The sequence below is a fragment of the Methanolobus sp. WCC5 genome (assembly GCF_045690325.1).
Taxonomy (GTDB): domain Archaea; phylum Halobacteriota; class Methanosarcinia; order Methanosarcinales; family Methanosarcinaceae; genus Methanolobus.
In genome coordinates this window covers 1,817,457-1,844,437 of record NZ_CP146981.1, presented here as the reverse complement: position 1 = coordinate 1,844,437, position 26,981 = coordinate 1,817,457, and the positions used below count along the sequence as shown (strand labels likewise).

The following is a 26,981-nucleotide window of genomic DNA, read 5'->3' as shown; positions in this document are numbered from 1 at the left end:
AAATATAATCTTTTCTACTATCATTTTGCTGAAATACTACAGTTTATATATCTCCTTTGAGTATCTATTACCTATATTTGAGATAATGGACCGGTGATTTAGTGGAACTGACTCCTATACAGAAAGATATTCTCATCGCATTGATCAACCTTCAGAGGGAAAAAGACCGCGCTATTAAAGGTGAGGAAATTGCAGAATTGATTAGTCGTAATCCCGGAACTGTCCGCAACCAGATGCAATCTTTGAAAGTCCTTGGTCTTGTAGAAGGCGTTCCCGGTCCTAAAGGTGGTTATAAGGCAACGGGTGAGGCATATGAGGCTTTAAGCATTACTGCAATGGATCATGAGGCCACTGTGCCTATCTATAGAAACGACAGGCTTGTGGAAGGGGCAACAGTGGCAGAGATAAGTTTCACCACAGTAAGGCATCCGGACCTTTGCCACGGTATGATAAAGATTCTTGGTAATATAAAGGGATTTGAGCAGGGGGACCTGGTCCAGATGGGTCCCACCCCTGTGAATAAACTGATAGTCCGCGGGGAGATCGTAGGCAGGGATGATACCCAGAACACCCTTGTATTCTCTATCAACGAGATGATCTCACTTCCAAAGAAACCTGTCAAGAACTATGCACGCACAAATCTTATTTCCATAAGCGGAAATGCTTCCATACAGGAGACGGCACGTTTGCTTGTGGAGAACAATATCCATGGTGTTCCTGTTATGGAAGATGGTGAAATACTTGGTGTTGTCACTTTTACGGATATAGGCAGTGCTGTTGCAAGTGGAAAAATGACTGCCAGGGTCAAGGATATAATGACCCGTGACCTCATAACCATAGACTCGGAAACATCACTTTATGATGCTGTAAAGGTCTTTGACAGGCATGATGTTGGTTTCCTGCTGATCTTATATGATGGCGTTCCAAAAGGTATCCTGTCAAAAAAGGATGTCTTCCATGAATTGATAGTATACTGAGGTGTCTTTTATTGAGATTTTATACCTTTGATCCGATACCCGGTAATATCATTTTCTTCTTTTCTTAAGTTCTGTGGCTATCTCTTCAAGGGATATTCCCTTTGCCACAAACATTACCATGAGGTGGAAAAGCAGATCGGATGATTCATATATGATTTCTTCCCTGTTGTTGCCTTTGACGGCAAGTATTGTTTCTATGGCTTCTTCCCCTACCTTTTCCAGTATTTTATCAATACCTTTCCTGTGGTCGAGCAGAGAGCACACATATGAGTTCTGAACAGGATTTTCCTTCCTGTCCTGTATTATGCCGTACAGTTCATCAAATATTGAGAGGTCAGTGTCTGCCATTATCTATCCCTCCAAAATACATGGTAATCATATTACATCTTTATGGTGTAGGGACCTTATTCCCACAATCATGCTTTTGGCCATGAAGAGAAGTTATGAAAAAAGTCATGGTGACGTTGGTTGTAATCCACACACAATATGACGGGATAGTGTTGGTTATACCAACGTCTGAAACTATCATATAAATTTGTGTAATATATCTTTTGTGGTCTCTCTTTACCAAAAAAAGAGATCAGATCTTTCTGGGATCTGTAATCTCTCCTGTGAGTGCGGAGGCTGCTGCTGTTGCTGGTGAGCTCAGGTATACGAAGGACTGAGGACTTCCCTCACGTCCCTTGAAATTACGGTTGGATGTTGCAAGCCCTACCTCGCCGTCACCCAGCAGTCCGAAAGAACCACCCATACAAGGACCACAACATGGAGCTTCCACGATAGCTCCGGCCTCCATGAACTGTTCGATGTAACCTGCCCTGAGCACTTTCATGTATTCTGTCCTGGAAGCAGGGATGATAAGAAGTCTGACACCTTTTGCCACTGGCTCATCTCCCATCATCCGGGCAACGATCTCTATATCCTCAAACCTTCCGTTGGTGCATGAACCAACAAATATCTGGTCAACTTTTGTACCTTCAACTTCAGTGACAGGTTTAACATTGTCCACGTTGTGCGGGCATGCAACCTGTGGCTCAAGATTGCTGACATCGTACTTGTGAAGTTCATATTCCGCATCTTCATCCGATGCCCAGTAAGGGTCAAATTCATAGTCAGGTATGCGTTCTTTGAGGTACTTCTCTGTGATCTCATCTGCCTCTATGATGCCTGCCTTTCCTCCCATTTCTATGGCCATATTGGAAATGGTCATGCGCTCAGACATCGGCATTGATCTTATGGTCGAGCCTGCATATTCGGCTGCCTTGTATCTTGCACCCTCTGCTCCGACATCGCCTATGAGGTGGAGGATGACATCCTTGGAGTAAACGTGTTCCGGAAGCTTTCCCTCAACCTCGAACCTGATTGTCTCGGGGACCTTGAACCAGAGCTTTCCGGCTGCAAAGACTGCTGCCATATCCGTTGAGCCTATGCCTGTTGAGAAAGCTCCCAGTGCACCATAGGCGCATGTGTGGGAATCAGATCCAACCACAAGGTCTCCGGGCCTGACGTGTCCTTTCTCAGGCATTACCTGATGACAGACACCCTCATAAACGTCATAATTGATGATTCCCTGTTCCTTTGCGAATTTCCTCAGCATTGTGTGGTTGGCAGCTGCATTGAGGGAATCCGCAGGAACCTGGTGGTCAAAAAGGATAACTATCTTGCTTGGGTCCCATACCTTTTTCTCTTCCTTGTCCCTCATTATTTCGTAGAATCCTTCTACCGCAAGAGGTCCTGTGATATCGTGGGTCATTGCCCTGTCTATATTTGCCATTACGAATTCTCCGGCCCTTACCGTCTTCCCGGAGGCCTTCGAAAAGATCTTCTCAGAGATCGTCATAGGTTCATTGTTAGCAGACATGTTTATTCCTGCATACTGTTTATTCATTATAAATCAATCGATAGACCGGAGTTCAGATATTCCTGGTGATCCTGCACTTTCCTTCACTATTATGGACAATGTAATTTAAGTAGCCTTGCTTCAGATTCGATCCTGTAATTACCTTACCTTTCAGTCCGGTTGTAAAACTGCTATAGTTCTCATAGGTCAGAATGGTATCTTTAAGCTCACACAGGTATCTTTCAAGCACCATGTGTGCAAGTTCCCTGCTTTGCTGTATTCCTATCTCCTTTCCAAGTCCTTCACATTCTGATGTTCTAAGCTTAAGTCCTTCCATGTAGAATGGATATGTGCTGCACATGAGGGGACGCAGTTCATATATGCTACAAAGGTTGTTACTTCTTTCATCAGGAATGAAACAGCAATCCCTGTTCTCTTTCCGGCGTAGCATCCATCCGAAAGTATGGATGTTGCCATCCTCATCGATCATACCGGATTGCGCATGGAGTGAACATTCTTCTTCTGGCGACTCTGCTTCTATGTTCAATGGTTCAGCCACATCATACATTTCCAGGTTCAGCCCATTCTGTATCCTGCGTATTTCCTCAGGCACCAATGCCACCCGGTTATCGCCAGATTCCCTGCGGCAGCACCTTCCACACATAAGACAATGGAATCCTGTTCTTTGTATCTGTGCTGCTATTTCCTCTGCATCTGTCTTTTTCGCATCATCAAGCTCATCTTGCAGTTGTCTGATAAGCATTTCTTTTAATGTGTCATCCATTTTTTAAATGTTCGCAGACATGGTATAAGAAAATATCTTAATGCCTTAAGTCTCAAAGTAAAATTCAGTCATCGAGATGAAAAAAGGAAGGATTGATGAGGTCCATCAGTCATCGTCTTCTTCCACACCTACGGCCGTAAGGAACCTCTTGACAACAGCTTCATTGACAAGCCTCAAAAGGGTCTGCCGGTCCTTTGCAGCGCTGAAAACTCCCAGAGGTATCTGGGCTGCAGCTGCTGTTGCATGTCCTCCACCTGCATCCTCGCCAAACGCACGCTTCATGACCTCTCCCAGATTGACCCGGATGTCATTGCTGCGCCCTGAGATGTATATTCTGTCCTCCGCAACTCCGAAAACAATGGATGTGGATATACCTTCAAGGTTTAGAAGGTAGTCTGCTGCCTGGGGCAATGTGTCCCTGTTGCGTATGCTTCCTACATTGGATAGCAGATAGCTTCCTATGACCTGGCGGTTATTGATTGCCTCACCCAGGACATCCAGCGTCTCAATGGACATGGATGGCCTCTCAAGCTGGTCCAGTATGTCATGGTCTGAGAGGGGATAGAGATAGGAAGCTGCCGAAAGGTCTGCAGAATCGGTATTTCTCTTAAAGTCCAGTGTATCGGTCCTGATCCCGTACAGCAGGGCAGTCGCAAGATCACTGCTTATGTCAACATTAAGTTCCTGCAGGTACTTTGTCAGTATGGTGGCAGAAGCACCGACATTGGGGCGTATGTCTATGAAGTCCGCATCCATGTCCGCATCTGTTATTGGATGATGGTCAATGATGATGTTAACATGCATGTCTGAAGGAAGGGGGTTGTTGGCTCCCGGCACTGCACAGTCTATCAGTGCAAACTTCTCATATCCTGTGAATCCTACATCCTCGGTCCTGTAAAGGTCTATTCCCAGAAGGTTAACAAAAGCCTTGTTCTCCTGGTGGCCTATCTCTCCATGGTAAAGGATGTCAGCAAGTACATTGAAAGATGAGGCGACAGTTTTCAGTGCAAGGGCACTTGATATGGCATCAGGGTCCGGGTTATCATGGACGACTATACCAAGCTTTTTACCTTTGTTTGCCTCAAACCACTGGGTCAGTTTATTGCCCCGGCGCATTGCTTCTGCACGTTCAAGGGACCGGGATAATGATTTTGCAACCATTCTGGGTGGCATTATGACCTGGTCCGCACCCATTGTTTCCATTTCCTGCATGTTTATAACATCAGGAGCTCTCACCACGCAGTAAACATCCTGTGATACCTTGTTCCTGATATTCTTCAGGGCCATCTTATTTGCTTTTGGATCAGAACTAAGTATAAGTATGCCTGCGAGGTTCTTTGTGTTGATGACATCGAAAAGATGAGGGTCACTTACATCACCGACAATGGCCTCATAGGCTTCTTCACGCAGTGTTTCCACTTTTTGGGAATCCTTGTCCACAATGATAAGCTCTTTGTCAAGCTCCCTCAGTTCCTTGGCTAACGCAAAGCCAAAACTCCCACTTCCTAGTATGAGATATGTGGGTTTGATCTTTGATTTATCAGTTGCGTTTATTTCTTTTGCAACGGTGTTAATGAAAAGACCTCCATCTCGTATAAGGTGTTATAATAGCATAAAATGATTTTCGGTAAAAAGTATAAACAAGTTAACTGATAAATAGAATGCAAACAAAGGGATAAATAGATACCTATGTTCCCGTTCACTTTCTCGAAAATGCGTGCGGTTGATTCTAACTGTTCACACCTTGGTCTCATTCCCCTGCAGCTAATGGAAAATGCAGGTGCTGCAATTGCCCGGGAAATAATGTCCCGCATTGAATATGGAAAAGTAGTCTTCGTTGCTGGCAGGGGCAATAACGGAGGAGATGCATTCGTTGCAGCAAGGCACCTTGCACTTGACGATGCCTACGATGTAAGAGTGCTGCTGCTGGGCCATAGTGAACGCATCAGGACAGATGAATCCAAACATAACTTCTCCCTGCTGGCTTACAGTGCTATCAGGGAGATAAAAGAGATAGCCGATTCAACAGAACTTGATAACTACCAGGGCTTAAAGGATGCAGACATCATTGTTGACGGGATACTTGGCTCTGGAATAAAAGGTGCGCCAAGGGAACCTGAATCAACTGCAATTGACCTTATCAATTCATCCGGGAAGTATGTGATTTCCATTGATTCCCCTTCAGGCTACGATCCGGAGGGTGAAGGGACCGTGAAAAGCATCCGTGCAGATATGACGATCACCTTCCACAGGATGAAACAGGAACTGGGAATAGCCGGTTGTGAAATATACACCGGTAAGGTGAAGGTGGTTCCCATCGGTGTCTTAAGGGATGCTGAGGAATATGTGGGCCGTGGCGATCTTATGAGGCTTGCCCGGCGAAAACAGGACGCTCACAAAGGTAACTCCGGTCGCATTCTTGTGATAGGTGGCGGTGCCTACTATGGTGCTCCGGCCCTTGCAGCTATGTCGGCACTTCGCACAGGTGCCGATATTGTAACAGTTGCAGTTCCGGAGAATGTTGCAGACACGCTTGCTTCATATTCTCCCGATCTGATAGTTGTCCCTCTTAAAGGAGACAGACTCAGCCCGGGCAACATCGATGTACTGGAAAAGCTTATTGTATCTCATGATGTTGTAGTCATAGGTCCGGGAATTGGCAGGGACCCGGCAACAATAAAGGCCGTAGAGCTGCTTCTTCCTTTATGTGAAAAGGCCGTAGTTGATGCGGATGCACTTTTTGATCTTACCCTGCCTGCAAATGGCAAAGGTAAATTCATAGTGACTCCGCATGCAGGTGAGTTCTCACGCCTTTCCGGCCTCACAGTTCCCCGGACCCTTGAAGAAAAGAAGAAGGTGGTGAGGGACTTTTCCGGTGACAAAAAGGTCACCACCATCCTTAAAGGAAGTATTGATGTGATATCGGACGGACAGAACACCCTTCTGAACAGTACAGGGAATGCAGGAATGAGCGTGGGAGGTACCGGGGATGTACTTGCAGGTGTTACCGGGGCTTTGTTTGCTGTCAATGCTGCCATAGATGCTGCATCCTGTGCAGTTTTTATAAATGGTGCTGCAGGCGACCTTGCGTTTAAAGAGAAAGGTTTCGGTTTGCTTGCGACAGATATAATTGACCGGATTACAGATGTTATATCGAAGGTGTTTTGATATGGAGAGAGATAATAGAAGGATCAGTGTGGACATTGAGAGGAAATGGATCCGTATAAGCATCAGTCATGGCAAGGATGAGGAAATCCTCAAACTAAGTCTTGACGAGGCCACAAGCCTTAAAGAACAACTCAACAATACTATAGAGGATTACCTGCAAAGGCAGAACATAAGGATCGATTAAAAACGGTGATCTATTGGAAACTACATTCACACATATCGAAAATGACCGGGCGGTCATGGTCGACATAAGCAGGAAAGATAGCACGGTTAGAAAAGCCATAGCCTCCGGGGAGATTGTGCTCAGCGGGGCAACCATCGGGAAGATACGTGCCGGGACTGTTGAGAAGGGCAATGTATTCTCCACGGCACGCATAGCTTCCATACTTGCTGTCAAAAGGACACCCGAACTCATCCCCATGTGCCACCAGATTCCCATCACTTCGGTGGATGTTGATTTTTCTATCCATGGCAATGTTGTTCGTGCTGAGGTGGAGGTAAGATCTGTGGGAAGGACCGGAGTTGAAATGGAGGCCCTGACAGGTGTTTCGGTTGCCCTGCTTACTGTATGGGACATGGTCAAGTCTGCAGAAAAAGATGAAACAGGCAATTATCCTGCCACATATATTCAAAATATCAAGGTTCTTGAGAAAGTCAAAGAGAACCAAAACTAATGTATTATAAGGGTACATTAGGAAAACTCGGCTTATAGAAAAATGAAATCTTAAAGAGGTACATTATTTGAAGATCATAGGAGGACCGGCATCCCAGGCTCTTTCAACAAGGGTGGCAAGAGAGCTGAATATAGAACCGACCGTGTGTGATTTTACAAGATTCCCTGACGGGGAACTTTACTCGCGCATCCTGGACGAAGACGTGGATGAAGTTACTATCATCCAGAGTACGACGACCGATTCTGACCTTATAGCATTGTTACAGCTTATAGATGCCTGTGAGGATTCACCTGTCATAAATGTGGTTATACCTTACATGGGCTATGCACGGCAGGATAAGAAATTCAAAACCGGAGAACCTGTAAGCGCAAGGGCAATTGCAAGGACTATCAACGCAGACCGGATTTTCACGGTTAATGTCCATGAGTCAAGTGTGCTTAGTTATTTTAATGCGGATGCCTTCGATCTTGATGCCTCACGTCTGATAGGTTATCATATAAGGTCACTGAACCTGTGCAGTCCACTGATAGTGTCACCTGACATGGGTGCTATAAACCTTGCTGAAAACACGGCAAAGGATGTTGGCCTTGAGTTCGATTATCTTGAAAAGACCCGGTTGTCAGGGGATACTGTGTCCATCAAACCCAAAAATGTGGATGTAATGGACAGGGATATCATCATTATCGATGATATGATCGCCACAGGCGGAACCATGGCAGAATCCATAAAACTGCTCAGGTCACAGGGCGCAAGGGATGTATATCTGGCATGCGTCCATCCGGTGCTGGCAAGAAATGCTGTGTTGCGTCTTTTCAATGCAGGGGTAAGGGATATAATTGCTACCGACACCATCGAAAAGGCACAGAGCTGTGTCAGTGTTGCACCCCTGATCGCCAATGCTTTAAGAAGTATCTGATCATTAATATATAGAGGTTAAATCATGACGTTACCCGATGTTTGTCCCAGGGACGGAGTTTCCAGGTGTAAGAAGAAAGACTGTCATCTTTACGTAATCGAATGGCGTACAGGGGATGAACAATGTATTATCGGGTATCGACTGACTCATAAAGAGCTCTCCAGGTCTGCCCCGCTGGAGGATACATATGCTGAAAGGACGCGCCTAAGACTTGGAAGGGATATCAGGCACGAGAACGGAGAACGCCGGCAGGCACCGGATGTACCTGAGAGAAACCACCTGCAAAGGCAGGTAAGTAATGTCGAAAATGTTATCAGTGGCAGTAATGGGGAATCTTCCATTCTGAAAAGCAGTGAAGAGATCGTGCTCAGCAATAAAGATACTACAGTTATCGAATCAAAGCATGGTGGTGAAATCCAGGTAACGGGTGACAGAAAAAGAAAGTCACTTGATGAGATGATGGACCTGGACCTTCCTGAGAACTATGAGGAAGACTTCTGGAAATAATGGTCCCATATTGAATATGAAACAGGTAATACTTTGTAATGTATATGATCTGCTTCTGAATGAACTTGGGCCGCAATACTGGTGGCCTGCACAAACTCCTTTTGAGGTGGTTGTCGGTGCAGTTCTCACTCAGCAGACAAAATGGACAAACGTGGAAAAGGCTATCCATGACCTTAAAGCACATGGTTTGCTTGAAGTGGAGGCACTTGCAGAAGCAGATTCCGGGCTTATAGAAGAGCTTGTAAAGTGCTGTGGTTTCTATCGGCAGAAAGCTTCCCGTATCAAGGAAATAGCAGCCTTTTTTGCTGAAAATGCCATGGAGACTGTTTTTTCCATGCCGGTTGAAGACCTTCGCAGGGTAATGTTATCCCTCAGGGGTGTAGGGGACGAGACCGCTGACAGTATAGTGCTTTACGCTGCCGGAAAACCAAAATTTGTAATAGATGCCTATACGACACGTATGCTCAAATGTATCGGGATCAAGGGAAATTACCAGGAATTGCAGCGGATGTTTGAGAACTCGCTGCCCGAAGATGTCGGCATATATAAGGAATATCACGCTCTGATAGTTGAATATTCAAAGGCCTTTTGCGGCAGGAAAAGATGTGAAGAATGTATTCTGAAGGATTTGAATGAGAATGGATATTGAAACCTATAAACAGATATATGCAAACCTTGGAAGTGTTGATGATGTTAAAAGCGTTGCAAAACAGTTCTCACAGCCGGTGGGTACCATTCATTCAATACTTAACCAGAAGACTGTTGCAAAGGTCAAGAGGAATTTCTCAAAGGTCAAGAACAATAGTGGCAAACATTTAAAGCAGTGGCAGAAGGGTAGAAGTATAACTGAGATCGCCCGGAAGAATGACATACCTGCAACTCTTATAGTTTCCATGCTTCTCAAGGAGATGGGCATTCCCAAGAAAGGTTTCATAAGGAATCTTGATGATTACCCGGAAGGTCGGCTAAAACGTGAGGTAACGGAAGCAATGGGGTCAGATTACTTCTTTTCCCCCAGGGCCCATGACCTGCATGCAGAAAAAGGAAAACTTGGAGAGTCCATACTTGCGGCCTGGCTTGCTGAGAGGGGAGTTACCTACAGGTCCGAAGAGGACCTGAGGAAAGAGGGTTTTACAAAAACACCAGATTTCTTACTGAACGAGGATATCGATGTTGACGGGGCGAAAGTTTCCTGGATAGAGAGCAAGGCTCTTTTTGGTGATGAGAAAGAGCATGATTATTATATAAAAAAACAGTTCAGAGAGTATGAGGAAAACTACGGTAACGGGATGATAGTCTATTGGTATGGTTTCATTGATAATATCAGTTTCAATGGGAATGTTATAAAGGACTACCGTTTCTTTGGTGAAGATCAGGGTATGATGGAAGAGCTCCTGAACTTTGAGACCTACTGGTAGTATTCCTGCCTTATCATTCCTTTTTTAGCGGTACCATGACATTTTTTGTATACACCTGGTACACACCTTCCTCATCATATACAACAACTTCTTTGTTCATTGTTGCATGGTTTCCGTGAACGACCAGAAAAGGCCACAGTTCACTGTTCTCAGGATCCCGCTGGTTCTTCATGTTGAAGATGTCCTCCGAAGTGCTTATTGGTATCCTGTGCATGCTCTGGGTAATACGGGTCATATCTTATTGAAGACCAGATGCTTATTAATATCTTTCGTATAGGCATTATATGAGGTATGGATCTGTCCTCTGAAGGACAAAAAGCCTCTATATGTTCCTGATTGGATTTTCTTCATGAGCAAAGATTATAATAGTAACAATCCTCTAAGGTTACTGGCTTTTGAGCAACTTATATTACAACTATTCATATTATCGGTGAGATCATGGCAGATATTACACATTGGGCAGATGTCATAGCAGACGAGGTGCTTGCCAAGGGCAGGACACATCTTGTTGCAACAGGCATTACGCCATCAGGTCACATTCATATTGGTAACATGCGCGAGGTCGTAACGGCAGATGTAGCATACAGAGCGCTTGTTGACAAAGGTGCAGATGCCGAATTCATATATATTGCAGACACCTACGACCCTTTAAGGAAAGTCTATCCTTTCCTGGATGAAAGTTATGCGCAGCACGTTGGTAAACCCCTCTCTGAGATACCATGTCCCTGCGGGGAGCACAGGAGTTATTCGGAGCACTTCCTTGAGCCTTTCCTTGGAGCCCTTGAGCATCTGGGAATACGACCCAGGGTCTACAGGGCAGACGAGCTTTACAAGGAAGGTGTCTACGTTGATGCCATTAAACAGGCCCTTGTAAAAAAGGATGAGATTGCGGCTATACTGCAGAATGTTTCAGGGAAAACGCCGGCAGATACATGGAATCCCTTTAATCCCATCTGTGATGAATGCGGTAAGATCAACACGACAATTGTCACGGGTTTTGACCTGGATGCAGAGACCGTGGATTATGAATGTACATGCGGACACAGCGGAACCGTTCCTATGAAAGGAGGCGGTAAGCTAACATGGCGTGTGGACTGGCCTGCAAGATGGAAGGCACTTGGAGTCACTGTAGAGCCATATGGAAAGGACCATGCTTCCAGAGGTGGCTCGTATGATACCGGTGTGGCTATAGCCAGAGAGATATTCGGTTATGAGGCACCCCATCCAATTGTCTATGAATGGATCATGCTGGGTAAACAGGGCGCTATGTCATCATCAACCGGTGTTGTGGTCTCCATTGCCGATATGCTTACGGTGGTCCCTCCTGAGGTTCTGCGATACCTGATCATCCGTACAAAACCCGAAAAGCACATCAGATTCGATCCTGCATTACCACTGCTCACACTTGTGGATGAGTTTGAGCGCCTGCACTCAAGCGACAAGGCCACATCCTATGACAGGAGGATAATAGAACTCTCACATGCTGCAGGACTTTGCCACACAGATATTCCCTTCAAGCACATGACGACCATATATCAGGTTGCAGCAGGTGACTTTGAGAGGATACTGAATATAGTGAAGAGGGCAGGATATGACACTACTAATGAAAAATGCATACGCGAGCTTGTGGACAACGTCGGCAACTGGCTTGAGATGTATGCTCCTGACAATGCAAAGTTCAGCGTGCAGGATGAGCTTCCGGTAAGTGCTGCACAGCTCAATGATCTACAGAGGGCTTTCCTCAGTTCTTTCGCATCCATACTTGACAGGAGCGGTGAACTGAACGGTGAGGACTACCACAACCTTGTATACTCAGCAAAGGAGCAAGGTTCTGAACTTAACACCACGATCGCTGATGCAATCAATGCAGATCCATCCTCACTTGAGGTCAATACTAAAGAGCTCTTCAAGGCAATATATGTCTCAGTACTGGGACGGCCTTCAGGTCCAAAAGCAGGATGGTTCCTCTCCTCGCTTGAGAAGGACTTCCTTGCGCAGCGTTTTAAGGAAGCAGCAGAGTACAGACCCTGATCATGGAGAATGATTCTTTCCCGGGCAGTGATCTTCAAGGCAAATCTCATTTCCTTGCCTGGGACGAAGAATACAAACATGTGACCTGGGGAGGTCCCAGATCTATCTCGATGCTTGAGGGGTTGGTAACTGATTCTGCACGTGTCCTTGACCTTGGGTGCGGCAATGGAAGGTACCTCCTTCCTCTTTCCAGGAAATATGATTCTGTAGGTATCGATGTTTCAGTAAATGCTGTCCTAAGGGCAAGGTCTTATCTTTTAAAAAGCAACATCCAAAGCAGCAAACACACTGAATGTCTGGTATCGAGTATAACTGCACTTCCTTTTTTAGAAAATTCTTTTGATGCTGCACTTTGTCTTGGGGTCTTACAGCACTTGCTGGAAGATGAAAGAAAGCAGGCAATTTCTGAGATCAAAAGAGTGATGAAAAGCGGCTCTTCTCTTGTACTGGAAATTTTTGGGACCGGGGATATGAGGTATGGTGGTGATGAGGTGGAAAAGGATACTTTCATGAGGAAAAACGGGATAGTATACCACTATTTCACCATGGAGGAAGTAGGATCACTTCTCAGTGGATTTGAGATCCTGGAAATGGATGATCTGATATCAGAAAAAAAGTTTCATGGCAAGCCACACAGGCGCCATCAGATAAGGGTACTTGCCCGTCTTTAGAATGCGATTCCAAGATAATTAAGAACAATTATCAGCAGTGCACCTACAACACCTGCTATCGCACATATCAGAATGACTATCCACGTGTAAGCTATTTCCAGCCCAAGTGCCAGGTTTGCCACAACAAGCACTATAAGTCCTGCGATTGTGTTAATTACCATGTTCTTTACAGTCTTCAGTACTTTCCATAGAAGATATGCAGCTATGATCGCTACAACCAGGATTATTATTTCAGTTAACATAATCACCCTTTTTATATTGCGATGATAAGTATTTAATGATTACTTAAAAATTAACATCCATTCAGCTTTTCAAGGAAACCGTCTATCGCTTTTCTCATGGAACCGGAGTTTTGGTATTCTTTACTGATTATTCTCCTGTCTCCCAGTATCATGGCTGAAACATTTGCCTGCAGAGTGTGCAAACACAGGACAGGCAGACACATGTTCAATGCGCTGCATACCTCATAGCCAACACCTATGGAAGGAGTGCTCACTTCTGCTATCAGACAATCGCTCTTTTCAAGGAAATCCATGTCGCGGGTATATATCTCCTGTTCTGTGAGCAGGGATTCTGTCTTTTCAAGTTCCGGATCGGCCACATGCCAGCTAAGCACTTCATGGCCTCTGTCCTGAAGATAGCTGCATATGTCCATGTATGTGGAGAGCATCTGCCTGCCACCTCTTATTGATGCTGAAAGGAATATCCTCATAGTACGCCTCTGTGGTAATGTCCTCTTGTGTGTTCCTCACTGATGTCGCTTCCCTGCCAGATGTGTTTTGTTTCTCCTGTGTAAAAGGCATCGATATTGGCCCGGTATGCTCTTGTGACCATGGCAACACGCTTATCCTCCATATTCCTGGCATCTATCCTGAGTCTTGAAACACCTGCCCTGATAAGATGGGGAATATCATCCAGCAGGCAGAGTTCCCTTGAGTTGAATATGTGAGTCCTGCACTCCGGATCTGTCCTGACCGGGAACTCAAATCCTTTCTCGTCCATGATCTCAAAATTGCCACTTTTGCACAGGGAAGCACAATTAAGAACATTATCATCTTTCTGCTTCAGCAGACCAGCTATAAGGCAGTGTTCGGATTCCATTATCCGGATTTGCCCATGAACAATGTATTCGCAATCCCCATACTTTGCTACCTCATTTATTTGTCCCAGATTCATTTCAGTTGAGAGTGTGACAGTGTCTGCTCCTTTTTGTTCAAGTACGTGAAGACTATACCTGTTGAATACATTAAGTGAACTATCACCCAGAATTCTCATCCCGCAATTGCGTGCAATTCCCAGGACACCTGTGTTAGCTGCAATGATGCCTTCAAATCCCAGTTCCTTTGCAAGTACTATAGTCTCTTTGAGCTTGGTAACTTCCCGGTCTTTCACGATGAGGGGGGTGTGCAAATATAACGGAATCTTTCTTTCAGATGCAAATGAGATGGCAGTTTTCCATTCTCTGTTCTGGAGCCCTTTAAGCGATGTATCAATGTAAATAAGGTCTGCTCCGCTTTTCAATGCGGAATTCAGGTTCTCAGGACCATTGACACTAACCGAAAGCAGTGTCCTTTTCTCCTCGCTTTCACCTGTCGTCCCTGTCTGACTTATCATCTCTGTCTGCTCTTCAGACATTTCGTAACTTCTCTCATGTGCCGGCCTTCTCCACTTCCCGGTCCTGATGCTTTCCAGTTTTGAGGTAGCTGCGGTTCTTGCATTGTTCAGCTCTTTGATCGGGATGAATGCATCATCAGGCATATCGACTTTTATCCTGTGAGCTTCAAAAACAGTATTTCCGGTTTTAGCAAGCTGTTTTCTAACGTCATCTTCTGTTGTGGGCCTTTTTTGTGACCTTTCAACTATATATTCACAAATAACAGTTGATGTGTTGTTTTCCCTGTCAGAAAATGAGAGCTCAAGCTTCTCACCGATATGCGCTTTAAACCCGATGGAAACAGGGACCTTTCTTATCGGGGCAGGGGACCCGTACGAAGCCTGCAATTCTTTCATAAGCGAATCATCAAGTGTCCTGTAAACAATTGTACCGTTCTTCGGTGGCTGGTCATAATTGATGGTAATGATATCTCCGGTGCCTGCCTTTTTCTCGAGTCTGTTCCAGATATATATGCCCCGGACAATTGTGCCGCAATCCCTGCTGCCTTCAAAGCCGATACCGTCCCCTACTTCAAGTTCCCCGGTAAGTGTTATCTCCATTCTGTTGAGCTTATTGTTGAATCCTGTAACTTTTCCAATCGCAATTCCCTGGTTATGCGGTCTTTCCCGGCTCATCAGGTCCCCTGCAGGATCATCTTTGAAATATCCGGTCGTGAACCCGCGATTGAAGAGTTGTTCCAGATTTTCCTTTTCTTCCTCTGTAAGAAAATAATTGTTCGGATCGTCTGCAAACCTGTCAATAAGATGGCGATATATCCTTACAACACCGGCAACATATTCGGGGCGCTTCATCCGTCCCTCTATCTTGAAAGAATCTATTCCTGCCTTTATGAGTTCAGGCAGGATCTCTGATGTGTTTAGGTCTTTGGGACTCAGGAGGTAGTTCCCCTCTGTTTCTACTTGCTTCCCGTTTTTACGTAAGCTGTATTGTTTGCGGCATGGCTGGGCGCAATATCCGCGGTTCCCGCTCCTGCCTCCTATCATACTGCTCATGAGGCACTGGCCTGAGTAGCAGATACAGAGTGCACCGTGAACGAAAACCTCTATCTGTGCACCGGTCTTCGTTTTCATTTCCGCAATTTCCTCAAGTGAGAGTTCTCTTGCAAGCACTATCCTTTCCACTCCCATACTTTTAAGGAAACGGACGCCTTCGGTGTTGTGGATCGTCATCTGGGTGCTTGCATGTATCGGCAAAGAGGGGACCTTTGTCCTTGCAAGTTCCACAAGTCCCATGTCCTGCACTATGATAGCATCGGCTCCAAGTTCATCCAGAGTGTACATGATATCAAGGGCTTTTTTTATCTCGCTGTCCTTGATGAGAGTGTTCATAGTGACATAGACCTTAACTCCCCTGAGGTGAGCGAAGTCAAGAGCGTCCCTGAATTCCTCTATGCTAAAATTGCCGGCGTATGCCCGTGCACTGAAATCCTTGATTCCAAGGTACACAGCATCCGCACCGTTCTCCACAGCAGCTACCAGTGATTCCATGTTCCCCGCAGGGGCCAGAAGTTCAGGGGTCTTAAGCATGATATCCGCCCAGATGAGTTAACAGTATATAAACTCCTCTTTAGTGCTTATGTTGCAGCAATTAGGGATATCTTAAAGTAATTAAAATTTAGTTCTTCCTGCATAGATAGGTTGCCATGAAGCCATCCTCATAAAAAGCCTTCTCTATGGTGAAACCTGCTTTTTCAAGAAGACCTTCCATTACCCAGTCAAAGGTTGAGAATTCCTCCTTTATATGGTGGACAAAGTCATCGACCATTTTATCTCCTGCATCATGTGGTATGTTGCGTAACGTTTGTGAGAAAAAGGAATCATAATCATATATCTCCGATGAATATATGACATCCCTCAGGTAGAACCTTCCTTCAGGTTCAAGCATTGAGCTGATGTTCTTTAATGCAGCAAGTTTCCAGAAATCGGGCAGGTGATGCAATACCAGCTGGGTCACTATGACATTGAATTTCCTCTCTGCAGGATCGTATGTCAGAAATCCGCTGTTGACAAGTTCAATATTATCCCGTCTTGCCCAATGTGCTTTCTTTCGGGCAAATTCAACCATCCCGGATGAAATATCCAGGGCAACTACCCCCTTGCAATGCTTTGAAAGCTCTATTGTAAATTCACCGGTCCCACAACCTATCTCCAGCACCTTTTCCCCCGGCCGAAGATCAATAAGTCCTAGCATGGTTTCCATCTCTTTGCCTATGTTACGTATTTTATCCATGCTTTGGTCATATCCCAGGATCTCATCCCTGTTTGTGTAATCCGTTCCGTTCTGGACGAATTCATCGTAGTACCAGACAGGCAGTTTTCTCATAGTTTCCAACTCCGGCATCTTTGCTTTGGTCTTTTCATATCTCAGATTGTCTTACTTTTCCTTCTTCAGAATATATCCCTTAAGGACCCACAGGCCCACAACTATTACTCCCAGATTGTAGGAGGCCATGACAAGGGGAACGTACTGAGGTTTGAACCAGGTGTAGATCACTTCGTTCACAATAAAATATAACTGAAAGGCTGCAATGGAAACTATGATGCCCACAAGCAGGAGCATGCCACCTTTGAAATAATCCTCTCCTGACCTCTCCTTTTTCTCTTTAATGTTATGCTTTGAAGATAATGATGTCTTTTCATCTTTCATTTCACTGTCATCCTTTTCAGCATTCATTGCAATCTCCTCCTTGAAATGTATATTACAGCGATAAAAGCAAGCAATGCCATCATTATATTAAATCCGGGAGTCTCAGTTGCAAAAGCTTCCTCTTGCGGATAGTCCCAGGTGTAGTCCCAGGTGTAGTCTTCCTCAACAACAAAGTCAGTGCTATCAAGATTTCCGGTCTGCACGAGCTGGTCTCTGTCTATTGTCTTTTCAGCCATGGCAATTAACTGGAATATGTCTGATCTAAAGCTTCAGTCCGTACAGGTGCAGGGATTCTTACCGCACGTTGGACACCTGTCCGGATATTTTTCAAGGAAAGCAGCTTCCAGGTCAATATCATACAGGTTTGCAAGTGCCGCTATCCATGCAAAGCAGTCTGCAAGCTCCTCCCGTATATTGTCCATATCCTCACGCCGGATGGCCTCTGCAAGTTCACCTACCTCTTCTACAAGCCAGAGTGTGGTTGCTGCTGCACCCCTTCGGCGGTCATTGTGGGCGTAGAGGTCATACATACGTTTCTGGAATTCGGAGATCTCCATTTTTTCACACTTCTCTTCTGTTTAGCTCAGAGCCTCACAGGAATGTCCTTTTTCCTGAGATATTCCTTGACATCATTAACCGTGTACTCCCCAAAGTGGAATATGCTGGCTGCAAGAGCGGCATCAGCCTTGCCTTTTGTAAAACCCTCATACATGTGTTCAGGGTTGCCCACGCCCCCGGAAGCAATGATAGGTATCTCCAGTTCCTCGGAGAGCTTCCTTGTGATGGGAATATCAAAGCCGTCATAGGTTCCGTCCCTGTCCATGCTGGTGAGCAGTATCTCTCCGGAGCCAAGTTCCTCTACTTTTTTAGCCCATTTTACAGCATCTATCCCTGTTGGCTGCCTGCCACCGTAGATGACCACTTCATACCATGCCGGTGTACCGTCCTCAAGTTCAAGTATGGTCTTGTCAGGATTGTTCCCCACATCAAGGTTACGCTTGCAGTCAATTGCTGTGACGATACACTGGGCACCGAATATCTCCGATGATTCCCTGATAAGCCCGGGATTCTTCACCGCAGCGGTATTTATGGATACTTTATCTGCGCCTGCCCGGAGTATCTGGCGTATGTCCTCTATGGAATTGATTCCACCGCCAACTGTGAGCGGGATAAATACCTCATCAGCAGTCCTCTCTATCACATCTATCATGGTAGAGCGCCCTTCATGGGATGCTGTGATATCAAGGAATACAAGTTCGTCGGCACCCTGTTCATTGTATCTTTTGGCCAGTTCCACAGGGTCCCCGGCTTTTCTCAGGTCCACGAATTCTATTCCCTTGACTACGGTCCCGCCTGCCTCATCAAGTGTAACATCAAGGCATGGTATTATTCTTTTTGTGAGCATGTGTTATCTTATCCCTTGTATTGATTCTGTTTATTCATATCTTAGGCTCTAAGGCAGATGATACGGCTGAAATGTTTGATATGTTTAGAAGATGTGGATGCTTCAATTTAATACTTGTTGCAGGGTCCTTTTGGTATAAATGATACCATGATATGGGGCGAACAATGACAAAGGGTAAATGGTTACCTTTTTCCACACACGGCCTTCACTTCCCTCCAGGAACTCGTTTCATTGATATGCAAAAAGAAATAACGGATGATGGATAGAACATCCGCTCTTTCCTGTTGATGACAGCATCGTAAAGCCTTTCAGTCCTGTCTCATCCGCTAATGCTCACAATATATATCATTCTGTCAGAACCCATGGGGAAGAGCATTATTTTCGTATCCCCTGCGGAAGAATCTGTAGTCTGCGGCTCTGTTACGTCAATCTCCCTGCCGTTGATCGTGAAAATGCCGGAAAAGACATCTATCACTAACCGGTCATCCATGCTCATTACTTCTTTATTTCTACTTAAAGGAGAATATATGCCAGTGCTTCCATGTGAGGAAAGGACCATTCTGACCTCTGCAAGGTCTATATCATCTCCGCCTTTGTGTTCAAGCAGATATTTGCCATCACCAAGTGCAGAAGCCTGAAGTGTCAGTTCCGGGACCGGTTGTGCCGGAGTATCAGCCGTGCTGCTTTGCTTGTTTTGTCCGGCAGGCAAAGTCATCTCACTACCCTGATTTTCAGTTTGTGCTGCACCGGGTGTGGTTTGATCATTGTGTTCTGTTTCTGTGCCGGCATCATTTTGCTGTTCCGCTTCAGATCCGGTCTGCTCCGGTATGTTGATATCATCTTCGTCGTTATCAGGTTCTGATATGCAACCGGAACCTGCAATAGCCAAGGCTATCAGACAGATTGCCAGGATCACATGAACATAAGTATGGTATGTCTTCAACTAAATCCCCCTTCCCTTTAGGCTTATTATTTTGTTAATTTGTATGCTATTTATTTCTTCTCATCACGGCCGGATGATCATTGACAGGGTGTTTATGTTCTGTTTTTCTTTAATGAGCGGTATTGAAGGAAGCTCTATGTTGTCCCCGGGCCACAGACATTCCCGGCTTTTACTTAGATTGCGGTATGCAAAGAAGTTGCCCGGGTCGCCGAGAAGGGATGTGGGTGAGGTTTATTCTTCAATATCCAATTGATACTCTTTACTAAAAATGAAATATTGTAAAAGCAAAAATTTTATAACACTTTCCACATAGAATCTATAATATGATACAGCAATACTTCGAGGAAGAAATAGAAAACTTAAGTGATGAAGATGTCGCTATCGTTCAAAAGTATCAGGGTACGCAAAAAAGGCTCGTGACTCAAAAAATGGATTTGTATATTCCAAGTCTAAAAGATATGCTTGCTAATAATGTTATTAACTTAGAGCCAAAATTTCAAAGAAGAGATAGGTGGAATACGAAGCAACAATCAAAGTTAATCGAATCAATTATTATGGCTATTCCCATTCCTCCTATTTTTCTTGCAGAAGAGGAGTATAATAGCTACTCAGTGATGGATGGAAAACAGCGGCTTAATGCAATTAGTTCCTACATTGGTGATACATATGCATTAACAGGTTTGTCTTTTTGGAGTGAGTTGAATGGTAAAACGTTTAATCAATTAAACTCTACGATTCAAAATGCAATATATCGAAGGGCAATTTCTGCAGTAGTCATACTCAAGGAGTCAGATCTAGATATCAAATTTGATGTTTTTGAACGGATTAATACAGGCGGTGAACATCTTAATCCACAAGAAATTCGCAATTGTATTTATAGAGGGAGTTTCAATGATTTGCTGATCGAACTATCCGAAAATCGCTTGTTTAGGAAGTGTTTGGGTCTTCCAAACTCACAGAAAGAGATTGAGCAAACAAGAATTTACAAGCAGATGGAAGATGTACAGTTAGTTTTAAGATTTTTCACATTACAAAAGTTTGAAAAAATATCGGGAAATCTAAAAACGTCTATGAATAAATACATGGAAAAATCACTAAAGTTTACAAATGTTGAAATGCAATCTCATAGGTCCCTTTTTATTGAAACAATTGAAAAAGTACATTCTGTATATGCAGATCAGGCTTTCAGAAAATGGGATCCAGATGATAATAAATGGTCAGTATTGTCTGCCCCAGTTTATGACGCTGTGATGTATTCCTTTTCGAAAATCGATAATAAATCAATTAAAGGTCACGAATCTCGTATTTTTAACAATACTAAGAAATTATTTGAAGATGATGATTTTCTTGATTCCGTTAGAAAAGGAACGAATAGTCTGGAAGCAAATAAGACTCGAATGGGCAAATTTTTGGATATGCTAAGAAAATCAATTGAGTAAAATGATTCATGCATTAAACGATTTTTTAAAATCAATTGAAGAACTTGAAATATTACTCTCTCATTCAATTGAGCTAGAAAAATCACTATCAAGGGATAATCTATCGATAATATCAGCAACATCTAAAAGTGTAGTTGTATTGAGTTGTGGATATTTTGAAAATTTTCTAAAAGCAGCTTTTATGGAATACATTGAAATTATCAACAAAACTAATGTTCCAAAAAAGTATTTGCGCCCTAAGATATGGGATACCAACAAAAGGAATACAATTAAAGTACTAGAATCATTAAGTAAAAAAGAAGAAACGCATCATGGAAGTATAGTTTTAACTTATGCTACATATTTTGAAAATGATTCGACATCAAATAAACCGCTTTTAGTTAAAGAAGCTTTTTCGCTTACTTATTCTAATCCCAAGTGCGAGGTTATAGAACAATTATTCAAGGGAATTGGTATCCACAGATTGAAAGATAATGAAATGCTTATGAATCGTTTTTCTAGTTATGTTTATTTTCAGAATAAGCTAAATGGCTTTGTTGACTTGCGACACTCTTATGCACATGGTGAAAAAGGTATAGCAACTTCCTCTCTTGCTGAAGTAGAAGATTACATTAGTTTTTTGAAGAAATGTGCGTATTTAGTTAATGAAATATTACGTAGTGAAATATGTAAAATAGATTGGGATTACCATTCCGATTGCTTTAAATTCTTAAATAATATTCTCTGTTTTCGACGTTAATTTCTGATTTCAAATCACTTTCCTTCCTCAAACCAGCAACACCGCAATAACCCCTGCCAGAAAAACGCCATCAAACGTTCCCGCACCGCCGATGCTCACAACAGGAGCGCCCAGTTTGGTAATGGCCCGCATGTTCAGCAGGTCGGCTCCTATCAGGGTTCCCAGGGTGCCGCTGATGTAAGCTACGGCAAATATAAGTTCGTGCTGGACCTGGGTGCTGTAGACGATAAGGATGGAACTCAGGGCGGCGGCTATGGGTGGGACGAATGCAGGGGAAACGATACCAACACCTTTTACGGGTCTGGCAACACTTTTTGTTATAAAGGCAACGATCAGGGTGGCGTAGAGGACATAAATGGTGGCATGGGGGAAGAGGGTCAGCAGGTAGAGGGAGACCATGGCTGGGATCAGTGCCCCGCCTACATTTATGGCTACTGTGGTCCTGGTAGTGTAGGTCTGTTTGAATGGGACACGGTACGATACTCCGAAAACCTTCACATATCTGTGATCCTCAATAGGTGTCTGGGACTCGATGGTCTTTAACGGTATGTTGATATTACTTCCTATCAATGAGGCAAGAAGCAGGAAAAGGGCATCGTTCCAGGAGAAACCTATTCTTGCAAAAGCACTGCTTACAACGCCAAAGAAGAGCAGGGATATGCTGAAGACTATCACAAAGGTGAGTATCAGCGTGAAGATGAAGGTAAAAGGATTATAGAATATCCGATGCCTCATAAGGTATTGTCCTTGCTGACACTATATACTTTTTTGGGTGACCTCCGGCTATATCCCATTTGCCTGTCAGTCAAATCCCATGATGGCCCTGGAACCCAGGAAATTATCTTTGCTTATTGCATCTGCGTTGAAAACTTCCTCATTGATCATTATGGCAGCATTGTTCCTCAGTGCAATAGCGATGCAATCGCTGGGCCTGGCATCGAAATCCATGGTGGTGCCGTCCTTTTCCAGCGTTATCCTGGCATAGTATATGTTATCTATTTTCTCATCTATCAGCACCTGCTCCACTTCCGCCCCCAGGCGTGTAAGCATGGATACTATCAGGTCATGTGTCATTGGTCTTGGCATGGTCTCATTCTTCAGCACCGAATTTATCGACAGCGCCTCTGACTGACCAATGTGGATTGGCATAAGGAGCCCTTCCTCATCCTCAAGCATAACAGCCGGTACAGCCCGCCCGAAGATATTGATCATATACACTCCCTTCACGGTGACTTTCTTTATTTTGCTTGCAGAGTTCATATTCCCGACAACGGCCTTTACCTTTTTCTAGATAGTCTGTAAAGCTCACAAAGCTCACTGTTGCTTTATCAGTATCATTACTTAACACTTTCTTTTTTCTCCAAACCCACCGCCACCGGGGGTCTCCACCACAAACAGGTCACCTGTGTTCATATCTACAAGGGCCCTGCCTCCAAGTTCTTCCACATATCCCCGGACCTTTCCGTTCGTATCCGGGGTCTGGTCGGACCTGATGACATAATTATGCCCTGATTTTCCGTCTTCTCCGCCCTTAAGACCTGCCGGAGGGTACTTCCTGTGACTTGAAATGATAGCTGCTCTCATTGGCCTGAGGAAACGTATCTTCCGGACAATCCCGCATCCTCCCTGATATTCCCCTTTACCGCCACTGTCCTTACGTATCGAAAACTCCTCCAGTCTTACAGGGCATCTCCATTCCAGCACTTCCGGATCGGTTATCCGGGAATTGGTCATATGCGTCTGCACAGCATCTGTGCCGTTAAAACCACTCCCTGCTCCCGATCCTCCACACACTGTCTCATAATACTGGAACTCATCGTCTCCGAAAGTGAAATTATTCATAGTGCCCTGCGAGCCTGCCATCACTCCCAGTGCACCGAAAAGCGCATCAACTATATATTGCGAGGTCTCAACATTCCCGGCCACCACTGCTGCCGGATATTCCGGGTTCAGTATGCTCTTTGCAGGAATACTTATCCTGAGGGGCCGTAGGCACCCTTCATTCAGGGGAATGTCCTTCTCAACAAGCGTCCTGAACACATAGAGCACCGCCGCCCTGCACACAGCCACAGGAGCATTCAGGTTTCCCGGATGCTGCTCTGAACTTCCTGTAAAGTCTATATGAGCCGATCTATTCTCCTTATCTATGCTCACTTGCACGCTGACAACAGTCCCGTCATCAAATGAAAGAGAGTACTGCCCATCATTCAATACCTTAATAACACTTCTCACAGCCTCTTCCGCATTATCCAGTACATGTTGCATATAAGCCTGCACAGTTCCAATAGAAAAGTGCTCCACAAGCTTTTCAAGCTCTGTGACCCCCTTCTCGTTGGCTGCTACCTGTGCCTTCAGGTCAGCTATATTCTGGAATGGATTGCGTGCAGGGTAAGTCCCGCAAAGCAGCCATGCCTTCACTTCTTCCTCCAGGAATATTCCCTGTGAGACTATCCTCTGCCCGCCTGTCATAACTCCTTCTTCCTCTATGTGCCTGCTGTCAGGTGGTATGGACCCGGGAGTGATCCCTCCGATATCTGCATGATGTCCTCTTGATGCCACATAGAATACAATTTCACCTTCATGGAAAACAGGAGTAATGGCCGTGATATCAGGCAGGTGCGTCCCGCCCTCAAAGGGTGAATTGAGCATGAAGACGTCCCCTGGTTCCATATCCGGGAACTTTCTGATAATAGCTCTTACACTTTCACCCATGGAACCAAGATGAACGGGTATGTGGGGTGCGTTGGCAATGAGATTCCCGGTCCGGTCAAAAAGAGCGCATGAGAAATCAAGTCTCTCCTTTATGTTCACAGAATAGGCGGTATTCTGAAGCGTATATCCCATCTGCTGTGCAATTGACATGAACCTGTTGCTGAATATTTCCAGCATCACAGGATCAGCTTCCTTTCCTACTTTCTCTCTTCCCGGCAGGGCTGAGATCCTCTCAAGTACAAGTTCCAGATTTTCCGTAAGTTCCGCTTTCCACCCCGGCTCAACTATAATAGTGGTATTATCCTCCACTATCATGGCCGGGCCAGTGATTATCCTTCCTGCAGCTTCACGGAGCCAGTTCCTCCGGTAGACGGGTGTTATGTGTAATTTTCCGGATGTGTACATTTTTGTATCAGGGAGCCGACATCTTTCTTCCCTGTCCCTGGCGTTGTCCAAAACCACGCATTTTCCAATCCTTTCACCCATAACGACGCTCTCTGTGGAAACAGCCTCTATGACCAGTTCCTTATTCCCCATGATAAATCCGAAACGGCTTTTGTGCTCATCCTCAAATGCCTTCCTGATATCTTCCTTTTCCCCAAGAGCGACAACTATCGAAGTCCCGGTGTCCCTGTACTTGACATGCACTTTGTGCAGGGTGTTCATGTCTTCTTCAGCGACACCCTGCATCTTCATCTCTTCCCTGGCACTGGTTTCCAGCTCCCGGGCAATTTCCTTCAGTTCTGCCATCAGCCCCTGCCCAAGTACTTTCTCAACAGCCTGCTCCTTTATTATCCTCTGGTCGGCAAGCCCCATGCCGTATGCAGAAAGAACGCCGGCGAATGGGTGTATCAGTATTTTCCCGATCCCCAGGATGTCTGCAACACCACAGGCATGCTGGGCTCCGGCTCCTCCAAAGCAGCAAAGTACGTAATCCTTGGTATCATATCCTCGCTGTATGGATATCTTCCTGATGGCATTTGCCATGTTCTCGATGGCTATCCTGAGGAAGCCCTCTGCAACCTGTTCTCCACTGTGTTCTTCGCCGGTAAAGCCACTAACCTTTTCTGCAAGTACTGAGAATCCCTTCCTGACAACATCAATGTCAAGGGGCAGGTCTGCACCTGGACCGAAAACATGCGGGAAATAATGAGGTATTATCTTTCCAAGCATGAGATTGCAGTCAGTTATGGTGAGCGGCCCACCTTTGCGATAACAGGCAGGTCCGGGGTCAGAGCCGGCAGAATCGGGTCCGACTACAAATCTTTTGGACTCAAAATGAAGTATTGACCCCCCGCCTGCTGCTACGGTGTGGATGTAGAGCATGGGCGAGCGCAGATGCACACCGTCTATCTCGGTCTCAAAGCTTCTTTCATATTCTCCGCTGTAATGGGCAACATCTGTTGAAGTACCACCCATGTCAAAGGTGATGACATTCTCAAAGCCTGCCATCAGCGATGTTTCCACAGCTCCGACTATTCCTCCGGCAGGCCCTGAAAGAATACAGTCCTTGCCCCTGAAATGTGTGGCTTCTATAAGGCCGCCGTTTGACTGCATGAACATGAGCTTTGTATTGTCTCCGCCAGCTTTCAGGGTGGAAGATATCATATCTATGTAAATTCTGAGCACCGGGGACAGATAAGCATCCACTACAGTGGTCTCCCCGCTACTAATAAACTTCATCAGGGGGCTCACTTCATGGGAGACCGATATCTGTGTGAAACCTATACTTGCTGCAATCTCCCGCAACTGCAACTCATGCTTTGGATAGCGATAAGCATGCATAAGCACAATTGCAAGTGAGCGTATCCCTTTGTTGAATACTCTCTCAAGCTCCTTTCTGGCATTATCGGTATCCAGTGCAAGCAGTTCTTCCCCGGAGGCACTATAACGTTCCTTTATTTCGATAAGCTCGTGATATAACAGTTCAGGCAGTTCTATATTCAGGGCAAAGACGTCAGGTCTGTTCTGGTAACCTATCCTCAGTGCATCCCCAAACCCCTCTGTAATTGCCAGTGCCGTAGGCTCTCCACTGCGTTGAAGCAATGCATTGGTCCCGACAGTGGTACCCATCTTTATGGAAGCTATATCTTCTGTGGGCAGCGGTTTATCCGTTCCGGTCCCGAGTATGTCCCTTATTCCGTGCATGGCGGCATCATTGTAATGTTGCGGATCAACCGAAAGGAGCTTATGTGCAAGCAAATGCCCGTCAGGTCTGCGGGCAACAATGTCAGTGAATGTGCCTCCACGGTCTATCCAGAATTGCCACTTTTCTTCTTTAGAGGACATGTTACATTCCTTAAAATCAGAAAATTATAAATGTTTTTGCCATGTCAGCTCAAAATTGTGATTATTCTGTATTATTGATCTATTGCTTATGGCTACATTGCTTATGGTATATTGAAGCCAATTGCAGAAAAGACCATGCATCTTCCT

At 44.9% G+C, this 26,981-nt stretch carries 29 protein-coding genes; 12 read left to right on the top strand and 17 right to left on the bottom strand.

Annotated features, from left to right (window positions below; genetic code table 11):
• Positions 1 to 101 precede the first annotated feature (101 nt).
• Positions 102 to 977 carry a CBS domain-containing protein gene (locus V7O64_RS09030; protein ID WP_407355091.1) on the top strand — a complete coding sequence of 292 codons (876 nt, stop codon included), beginning with the start codon at positions 102 to 104 and terminating at the stop codon, positions 975 to 977.
• Between the two features lie 48 nt (positions 978 to 1,025).
• Here V7O64_RS09030 and hisE read toward each other — a convergent pair whose 3' ends face one another.
• The 4 genes from hisE to V7O64_RS09010 form a co-directional block, all read right to left on the bottom strand.
• Positions 1,026 to 1,325, bottom strand: a complete 300-nt coding sequence (gene hisE / locus V7O64_RS09025) for a phosphoribosyl-ATP diphosphatase (protein ID WP_407355090.1) — start codon at positions 1,323 to 1,325, stop codon at positions 1,026 to 1,028.
• 232 nt (positions 1,326 to 1,557) lie between these two features.
• Positions 1,558 to 2,817: a 3-isopropylmalate dehydratase large subunit gene (locus V7O64_RS09020; RefSeq protein WP_407357309.1), complete on the bottom strand. Its 1,260-nt coding sequence runs from the start codon at positions 2,815 to 2,817 to the stop codon at positions 1,558 to 1,560.
• A gap of 73 nt (positions 2,818 to 2,890) precedes the next feature.
• Positions 2,891 to 3,601, bottom strand: coding sequence for a YkgJ family cysteine cluster protein (locus tag V7O64_RS09015; protein WP_407355089.1), 711 nt, complete (start codon positions 3,599 to 3,601; stop codon positions 2,891 to 2,893).
• Between the two features lie 105 nt (positions 3,602 to 3,706).
• On the bottom strand, positions 3,707 to 5,176 hold the full coding sequence (locus tag V7O64_RS09010) for a DHH family phosphoesterase (protein WP_407357308.1): 1,470 nt from the start codon (positions 5,174 to 5,176) through the stop codon (positions 3,707 to 3,709).
• Between the two features lie 114 nt (positions 5,177 to 5,290).
• Here V7O64_RS09010 and V7O64_RS09005 point away from each other — a divergent pair, with 114 nt between their 5' ends.
• From V7O64_RS09005 to V7O64_RS08975, 7 genes are all read left to right on the top strand, one after another.
• The gene (locus V7O64_RS09005; RefSeq protein WP_407355088.1) at positions 5,291 to 6,769 is read left to right on the top strand and encodes an NAD(P)H-hydrate dehydratase; all 1,479 of its coding nucleotides are present in this window, start codon (positions 5,291 to 5,293) and stop codon (positions 6,767 to 6,769) included.
• Between the two features lies 1 nt (position 6,770).
• The gene (locus V7O64_RS09000; protein WP_407355087.1) at positions 6,771 to 6,953 is read left to right on the top strand and encodes a hypothetical protein; all 183 of its coding nucleotides are present in this window, start codon (positions 6,771 to 6,773) and stop codon (positions 6,951 to 6,953) included.
• Positions 6,954 to 6,966: 13 nt separating this feature from the next.
• A complete protein-coding gene (moaC, locus tag V7O64_RS08995; protein ID WP_407355086.1) occupies positions 6,967 to 7,443 on the top strand; it encodes a cyclic pyranopterin monophosphate synthase MoaC in 477 nt (158 codons plus the stop codon).
• 67 nt (positions 7,444 to 7,510) lie between these two features.
• The gene (locus tag V7O64_RS08990; RefSeq protein WP_407355085.1) at positions 7,511 to 8,359 is read left to right on the top strand and encodes a ribose-phosphate diphosphokinase; all 849 of its coding nucleotides are present in this window, start codon (positions 7,511 to 7,513) and stop codon (positions 8,357 to 8,359) included.
• 24 nt (positions 8,360 to 8,383) lie between these two features.
• The gene (locus tag V7O64_RS08985) at positions 8,384 to 8,866 is read left to right on the top strand and encodes a hypothetical protein (RefSeq protein ID WP_407355084.1); all 483 of its coding nucleotides are present in this window, start codon (positions 8,384 to 8,386) and stop codon (positions 8,864 to 8,866) included.
• 16 nt (positions 8,867 to 8,882) lie between these two features.
• Positions 8,883 to 9,515: an endonuclease III domain-containing protein gene (locus V7O64_RS08980; protein ID WP_407355083.1), complete on the top strand. Its 633-nt coding sequence runs from the start codon at positions 8,883 to 8,885 to the stop codon at positions 9,513 to 9,515.
• A complete protein-coding gene (locus V7O64_RS08975; protein WP_407355082.1) occupies positions 9,499 to 10,284 on the top strand; it encodes a C15orf41 family protein in 786 nt (261 codons plus the stop codon). The genes V7O64_RS08980 and V7O64_RS08975 overlap by 17 nt, the downstream gene beginning before the upstream one ends.
• Before the next feature lie 13 nt (positions 10,285 to 10,297).
• On the opposite strand, the gene V7O64_RS08970 is transcribed toward V7O64_RS08975, so the two are convergent.
• Positions 10,298 to 10,519 (bottom strand): hypothetical protein, encoded by a 222-nt coding sequence (locus tag V7O64_RS08970; protein WP_407355081.1) that lies wholly within the window; start codon positions 10,517 to 10,519, stop codon positions 10,298 to 10,300.
• A gap of 203 nt (positions 10,520 to 10,722) precedes the next feature.
• Between V7O64_RS08970 and lysS the strand changes: the two genes are divergently transcribed.
• On the top strand, positions 10,723 to 12,315 hold the full coding sequence (gene lysS / locus V7O64_RS08965; protein WP_407355080.1) for a lysine--tRNA ligase: 1,593 nt from the start codon (positions 10,723 to 10,725) through the stop codon (positions 12,313 to 12,315).
• Positions 12,316 to 12,317: 2 nt separating this feature from the next.
• Positions 12,318 to 12,986: a class I SAM-dependent methyltransferase gene (locus V7O64_RS08960; protein WP_407355079.1), complete on the top strand. Its 669-nt coding sequence runs from the start codon at positions 12,318 to 12,320 to the stop codon at positions 12,984 to 12,986.
• Here the strand turns inward: V7O64_RS08960 and V7O64_RS08955 are convergent.
• The 9 genes from V7O64_RS08955 to V7O64_RS08915 form a co-directional block, all read right to left on the bottom strand.
• On the bottom strand, positions 12,983 to 13,228 hold the full coding sequence (locus V7O64_RS08955; protein WP_407355078.1) for a pro-sigmaK processing inhibitor BofA family protein: 246 nt from the start codon (positions 13,226 to 13,228) through the stop codon (positions 12,983 to 12,985). The genes V7O64_RS08960 and V7O64_RS08955 overlap by 4 nt on opposite strands.
• Before the next feature lie 50 nt (positions 13,229 to 13,278).
• Positions 13,279 to 13,698: a nucleoside 2-deoxyribosyltransferase gene (locus V7O64_RS08950; RefSeq protein ID WP_407355077.1), complete on the bottom strand. Its 420-nt coding sequence runs from the start codon at positions 13,696 to 13,698 to the stop codon at positions 13,279 to 13,281.
• The gene (locus tag V7O64_RS08945) at positions 13,695 to 16,187 is read right to left on the bottom strand and encodes a DUF3656 domain-containing protein (protein WP_407355076.1); all 2,493 of its coding nucleotides are present in this window, start codon (positions 16,185 to 16,187) and stop codon (positions 13,695 to 13,697) included. Before V7O64_RS08945 ends, V7O64_RS08950 begins: the two co-directional genes overlap by 4 nt.
• A gap of 88 nt (positions 16,188 to 16,275) precedes the next feature.
• Entirely contained in the window at positions 16,276 to 16,983 is a 708-nt protein-coding gene (locus V7O64_RS08940) for a class I SAM-dependent methyltransferase (RefSeq protein ID WP_407355075.1), read from the bottom strand.
• 51 nt (positions 16,984 to 17,034) lie between these two features.
• Positions 17,035 to 17,334 carry a hypothetical protein gene (locus tag V7O64_RS08935; protein WP_407355074.1) on the bottom strand — a complete coding sequence of 100 codons (300 nt, stop codon included), beginning with the start codon at positions 17,332 to 17,334 and terminating at the stop codon, positions 17,035 to 17,037.
• The gene (locus tag V7O64_RS08930) at positions 17,331 to 17,543 is read right to left on the bottom strand and encodes a hypothetical protein (protein ID WP_407355073.1); all 213 of its coding nucleotides are present in this window, start codon (positions 17,541 to 17,543) and stop codon (positions 17,331 to 17,333) included. Before V7O64_RS08930 ends, V7O64_RS08935 begins: the two co-directional genes overlap by 4 nt.
• Positions 17,544 to 17,576: 33 nt before the next feature.
• Complete coding sequence (locus tag V7O64_RS08925) at positions 17,577 to 17,864, bottom strand: MazG nucleotide pyrophosphohydrolase domain-containing protein (RefSeq protein WP_407355072.1); 288 nt, start codon at positions 17,862 to 17,864, stop codon at positions 17,577 to 17,579.
• Positions 17,865 to 17,890: 26 nt separating this feature from the next.
• Positions 17,891 to 18,712, bottom strand: a complete 822-nt coding sequence (gene hisF, locus V7O64_RS08920; RefSeq protein ID WP_407355071.1) for an imidazole glycerol phosphate synthase subunit HisF — start codon at positions 18,710 to 18,712, stop codon at positions 17,891 to 17,893.
• Between the two features lie 319 nt (positions 18,713 to 19,031).
• The gene (locus tag V7O64_RS08915) at positions 19,032 to 19,655 is read right to left on the bottom strand and encodes a hypothetical protein (protein WP_407355070.1); all 624 of its coding nucleotides are present in this window, start codon (positions 19,653 to 19,655) and stop codon (positions 19,032 to 19,034) included.
• 323 nt (positions 19,656 to 19,978) lie between these two features.
• Here V7O64_RS08915 and V7O64_RS08910 point away from each other — a divergent pair, with 323 nt between their 5' ends.
• Together V7O64_RS08910 and V7O64_RS08905 are read left to right on the top strand one after the other, a co-directional pair.
• Entirely contained in the window at positions 19,979 to 21,094 is a 1,116-nt protein-coding gene (locus tag V7O64_RS08910) for a DUF262 domain-containing protein (protein ID WP_407355069.1), read from the top strand.
• Position 21,095: 1 nt separating this feature from the next.
• Positions 21,096 to 21,833: an MAE_28990/MAE_18760 family HEPN-like nuclease gene (locus tag V7O64_RS08905; protein WP_407357307.1), complete on the top strand. Its 738-nt coding sequence runs from the start codon at positions 21,096 to 21,098 to the stop codon at positions 21,831 to 21,833.
• A 27-nt stretch (positions 21,834 to 21,860) separates the two neighbouring features.
• Here the strand turns inward: V7O64_RS08905 and V7O64_RS08900 are convergent, their stop codons facing one another.
• The 3 genes from V7O64_RS08900 to V7O64_RS08890 all read right to left on the bottom strand — a co-directional run bounded on the left by V7O64_RS08900 (position 21,861) and on the right by V7O64_RS08890 (position 26,834).
• Entirely contained in the window at positions 21,861 to 22,568 is a 708-nt protein-coding gene (locus V7O64_RS08900; RefSeq protein ID WP_407355068.1) for a DUF1614 domain-containing protein, read from the bottom strand.
• 66 nt (positions 22,569 to 22,634) lie between these two features.
• Positions 22,635 to 23,093 carry a bifunctional nuclease family protein gene (locus tag V7O64_RS08895; RefSeq protein ID WP_407355067.1) on the bottom strand — a complete coding sequence of 153 codons (459 nt, stop codon included), beginning with the start codon at positions 23,091 to 23,093 and terminating at the stop codon, positions 22,635 to 22,637.
• 81 nt (positions 23,094 to 23,174) lie between these two features.
• On the bottom strand, positions 23,175 to 26,834 hold the full coding sequence (locus tag V7O64_RS08890) for a hydantoinase B/oxoprolinase family protein (protein WP_407355066.1): 3,660 nt from the start codon (positions 26,832 to 26,834) through the stop codon (positions 23,175 to 23,177).
• Positions 26,835 to 26,981: the final 147 nt, after the last annotated feature.

Coding starts and splice junctions, on each gene's coding strand:
- V7O64_RS08970 (WP_407355081.1), bottom strand. CDS start 10,519: ATGACCCGTATTACCCAGAGCATGCACAGGATACCAATAAGCACTTCG.
- V7O64_RS08900 (WP_407355068.1), bottom strand. CDS start 22,568: ATGAGGCATCGGATATTCTATAATCCTTTTACCTTCATCTTCACGCTG.
- V7O64_RS08945 (WP_407355076.1), bottom strand. CDS start 16,187: ATGCTTAAGACCCCTGAACTTCTGGCCCCTGCGGGGAACATGGAATCA.
- V7O64_RS08975 (WP_407355082.1), top strand. CDS start 9,499: ATGAGAATGGATATTGAAACCTATAAACAGATATATGCAAACCTTGGA.
- V7O64_RS09000 (WP_407355087.1), top strand. CDS start 6,771: ATGGAGAGAGATAATAGAAGGATCAGTGTGGACATTGAGAGGAAATGG.
- V7O64_RS09020 (WP_407357309.1), bottom strand. CDS start 2,817: ATGACGATCTCTGAGAAGATCTTTTCGAAGGCCTCCGGGAAGACGGTA.
- V7O64_RS08930 (WP_407355073.1), bottom strand. CDS start 17,543: ATGGCTGAAAAGACAATAGACAGAGACCAGCTCGTGCAGACCGGAAAT.
- V7O64_RS08940 (WP_407355075.1), bottom strand. CDS start 16,983: ATGAGAAAACTGCCTGTCTGGTACTACGATGAATTCGTCCAGAACGGA.
- hisF (WP_407355071.1), bottom strand. CDS start 18,712: ATGCTCACAAAAAGAATAATACCATGCCTTGATGTTACACTTGATGAG.
- hisE (WP_407355090.1), bottom strand. CDS start 1,325: ATGGCAGACACTGACCTCTCAATATTTGATGAACTGTACGGCATAATA.
- V7O64_RS08960 (WP_407355079.1), top strand. CDS start 12,318: ATGGAGAATGATTCTTTCCCGGGCAGTGATCTTCAAGGCAAATCTCAT.
- V7O64_RS08925 (WP_407355072.1), bottom strand. CDS start 17,864: ATGGAGATCTCCGAATTCCAGAAACGTATGTATGACCTCTACGCCCAC.
- V7O64_RS08890 (WP_407355066.1), bottom strand. CDS start 26,834: ATGTCCTCTAAAGAAGAAAAGTGGCAATTCTGGATAGACCGTGGAGGC.
- V7O64_RS09015 (WP_407355089.1), bottom strand. CDS start 3,601: ATGGATGACACATTAAAAGAAATGCTTATCAGACAACTGCAAGATGAG.
- V7O64_RS08910 (WP_407355069.1), top strand. CDS start 19,979: ATGATACAGCAATACTTCGAGGAAGAAATAGAAAACTTAAGTGATGAA.
- lysS (WP_407355080.1), top strand. CDS start 10,723: ATGGCAGATATTACACATTGGGCAGATGTCATAGCAGACGAGGTGCTT.
- V7O64_RS08895 (WP_407355067.1), bottom strand. CDS start 23,093: ATGAACTCTGCAAGCAAAATAAAGAAAGTCACCGTGAAGGGAGTGTAT.
- V7O64_RS08955 (WP_407355078.1), bottom strand. CDS start 13,228: ATGTTAACTGAAATAATAATCCTGGTTGTAGCGATCATAGCTGCATAT.
- V7O64_RS08980 (WP_407355083.1), top strand. CDS start 8,883: ATGAAACAGGTAATACTTTGTAATGTATATGATCTGCTTCTGAATGAA.
- V7O64_RS08905 (WP_407357307.1), top strand. CDS start 21,096: ATGATTCATGCATTAAACGATTTTTTAAAATCAATTGAAGAACTTGAA.
- V7O64_RS08950 (WP_407355077.1), bottom strand. CDS start 13,698: ATGAGGATATTCCTTTCAGCATCAATAAGAGGTGGCAGGCAGATGCTC.
- V7O64_RS09005 (WP_407355088.1), top strand. CDS start 5,291: ATGTTCCCGTTCACTTTCTCGAAAATGCGTGCGGTTGATTCTAACTGT.
- V7O64_RS08985 (WP_407355084.1), top strand. CDS start 8,384: ATGACGTTACCCGATGTTTGTCCCAGGGACGGAGTTTCCAGGTGTAAG.
- V7O64_RS08935 (WP_407355074.1), bottom strand. CDS start 17,334: ATGAATGCTGAAAAGGATGACAGTGAAATGAAAGATGAAAAGACATCA.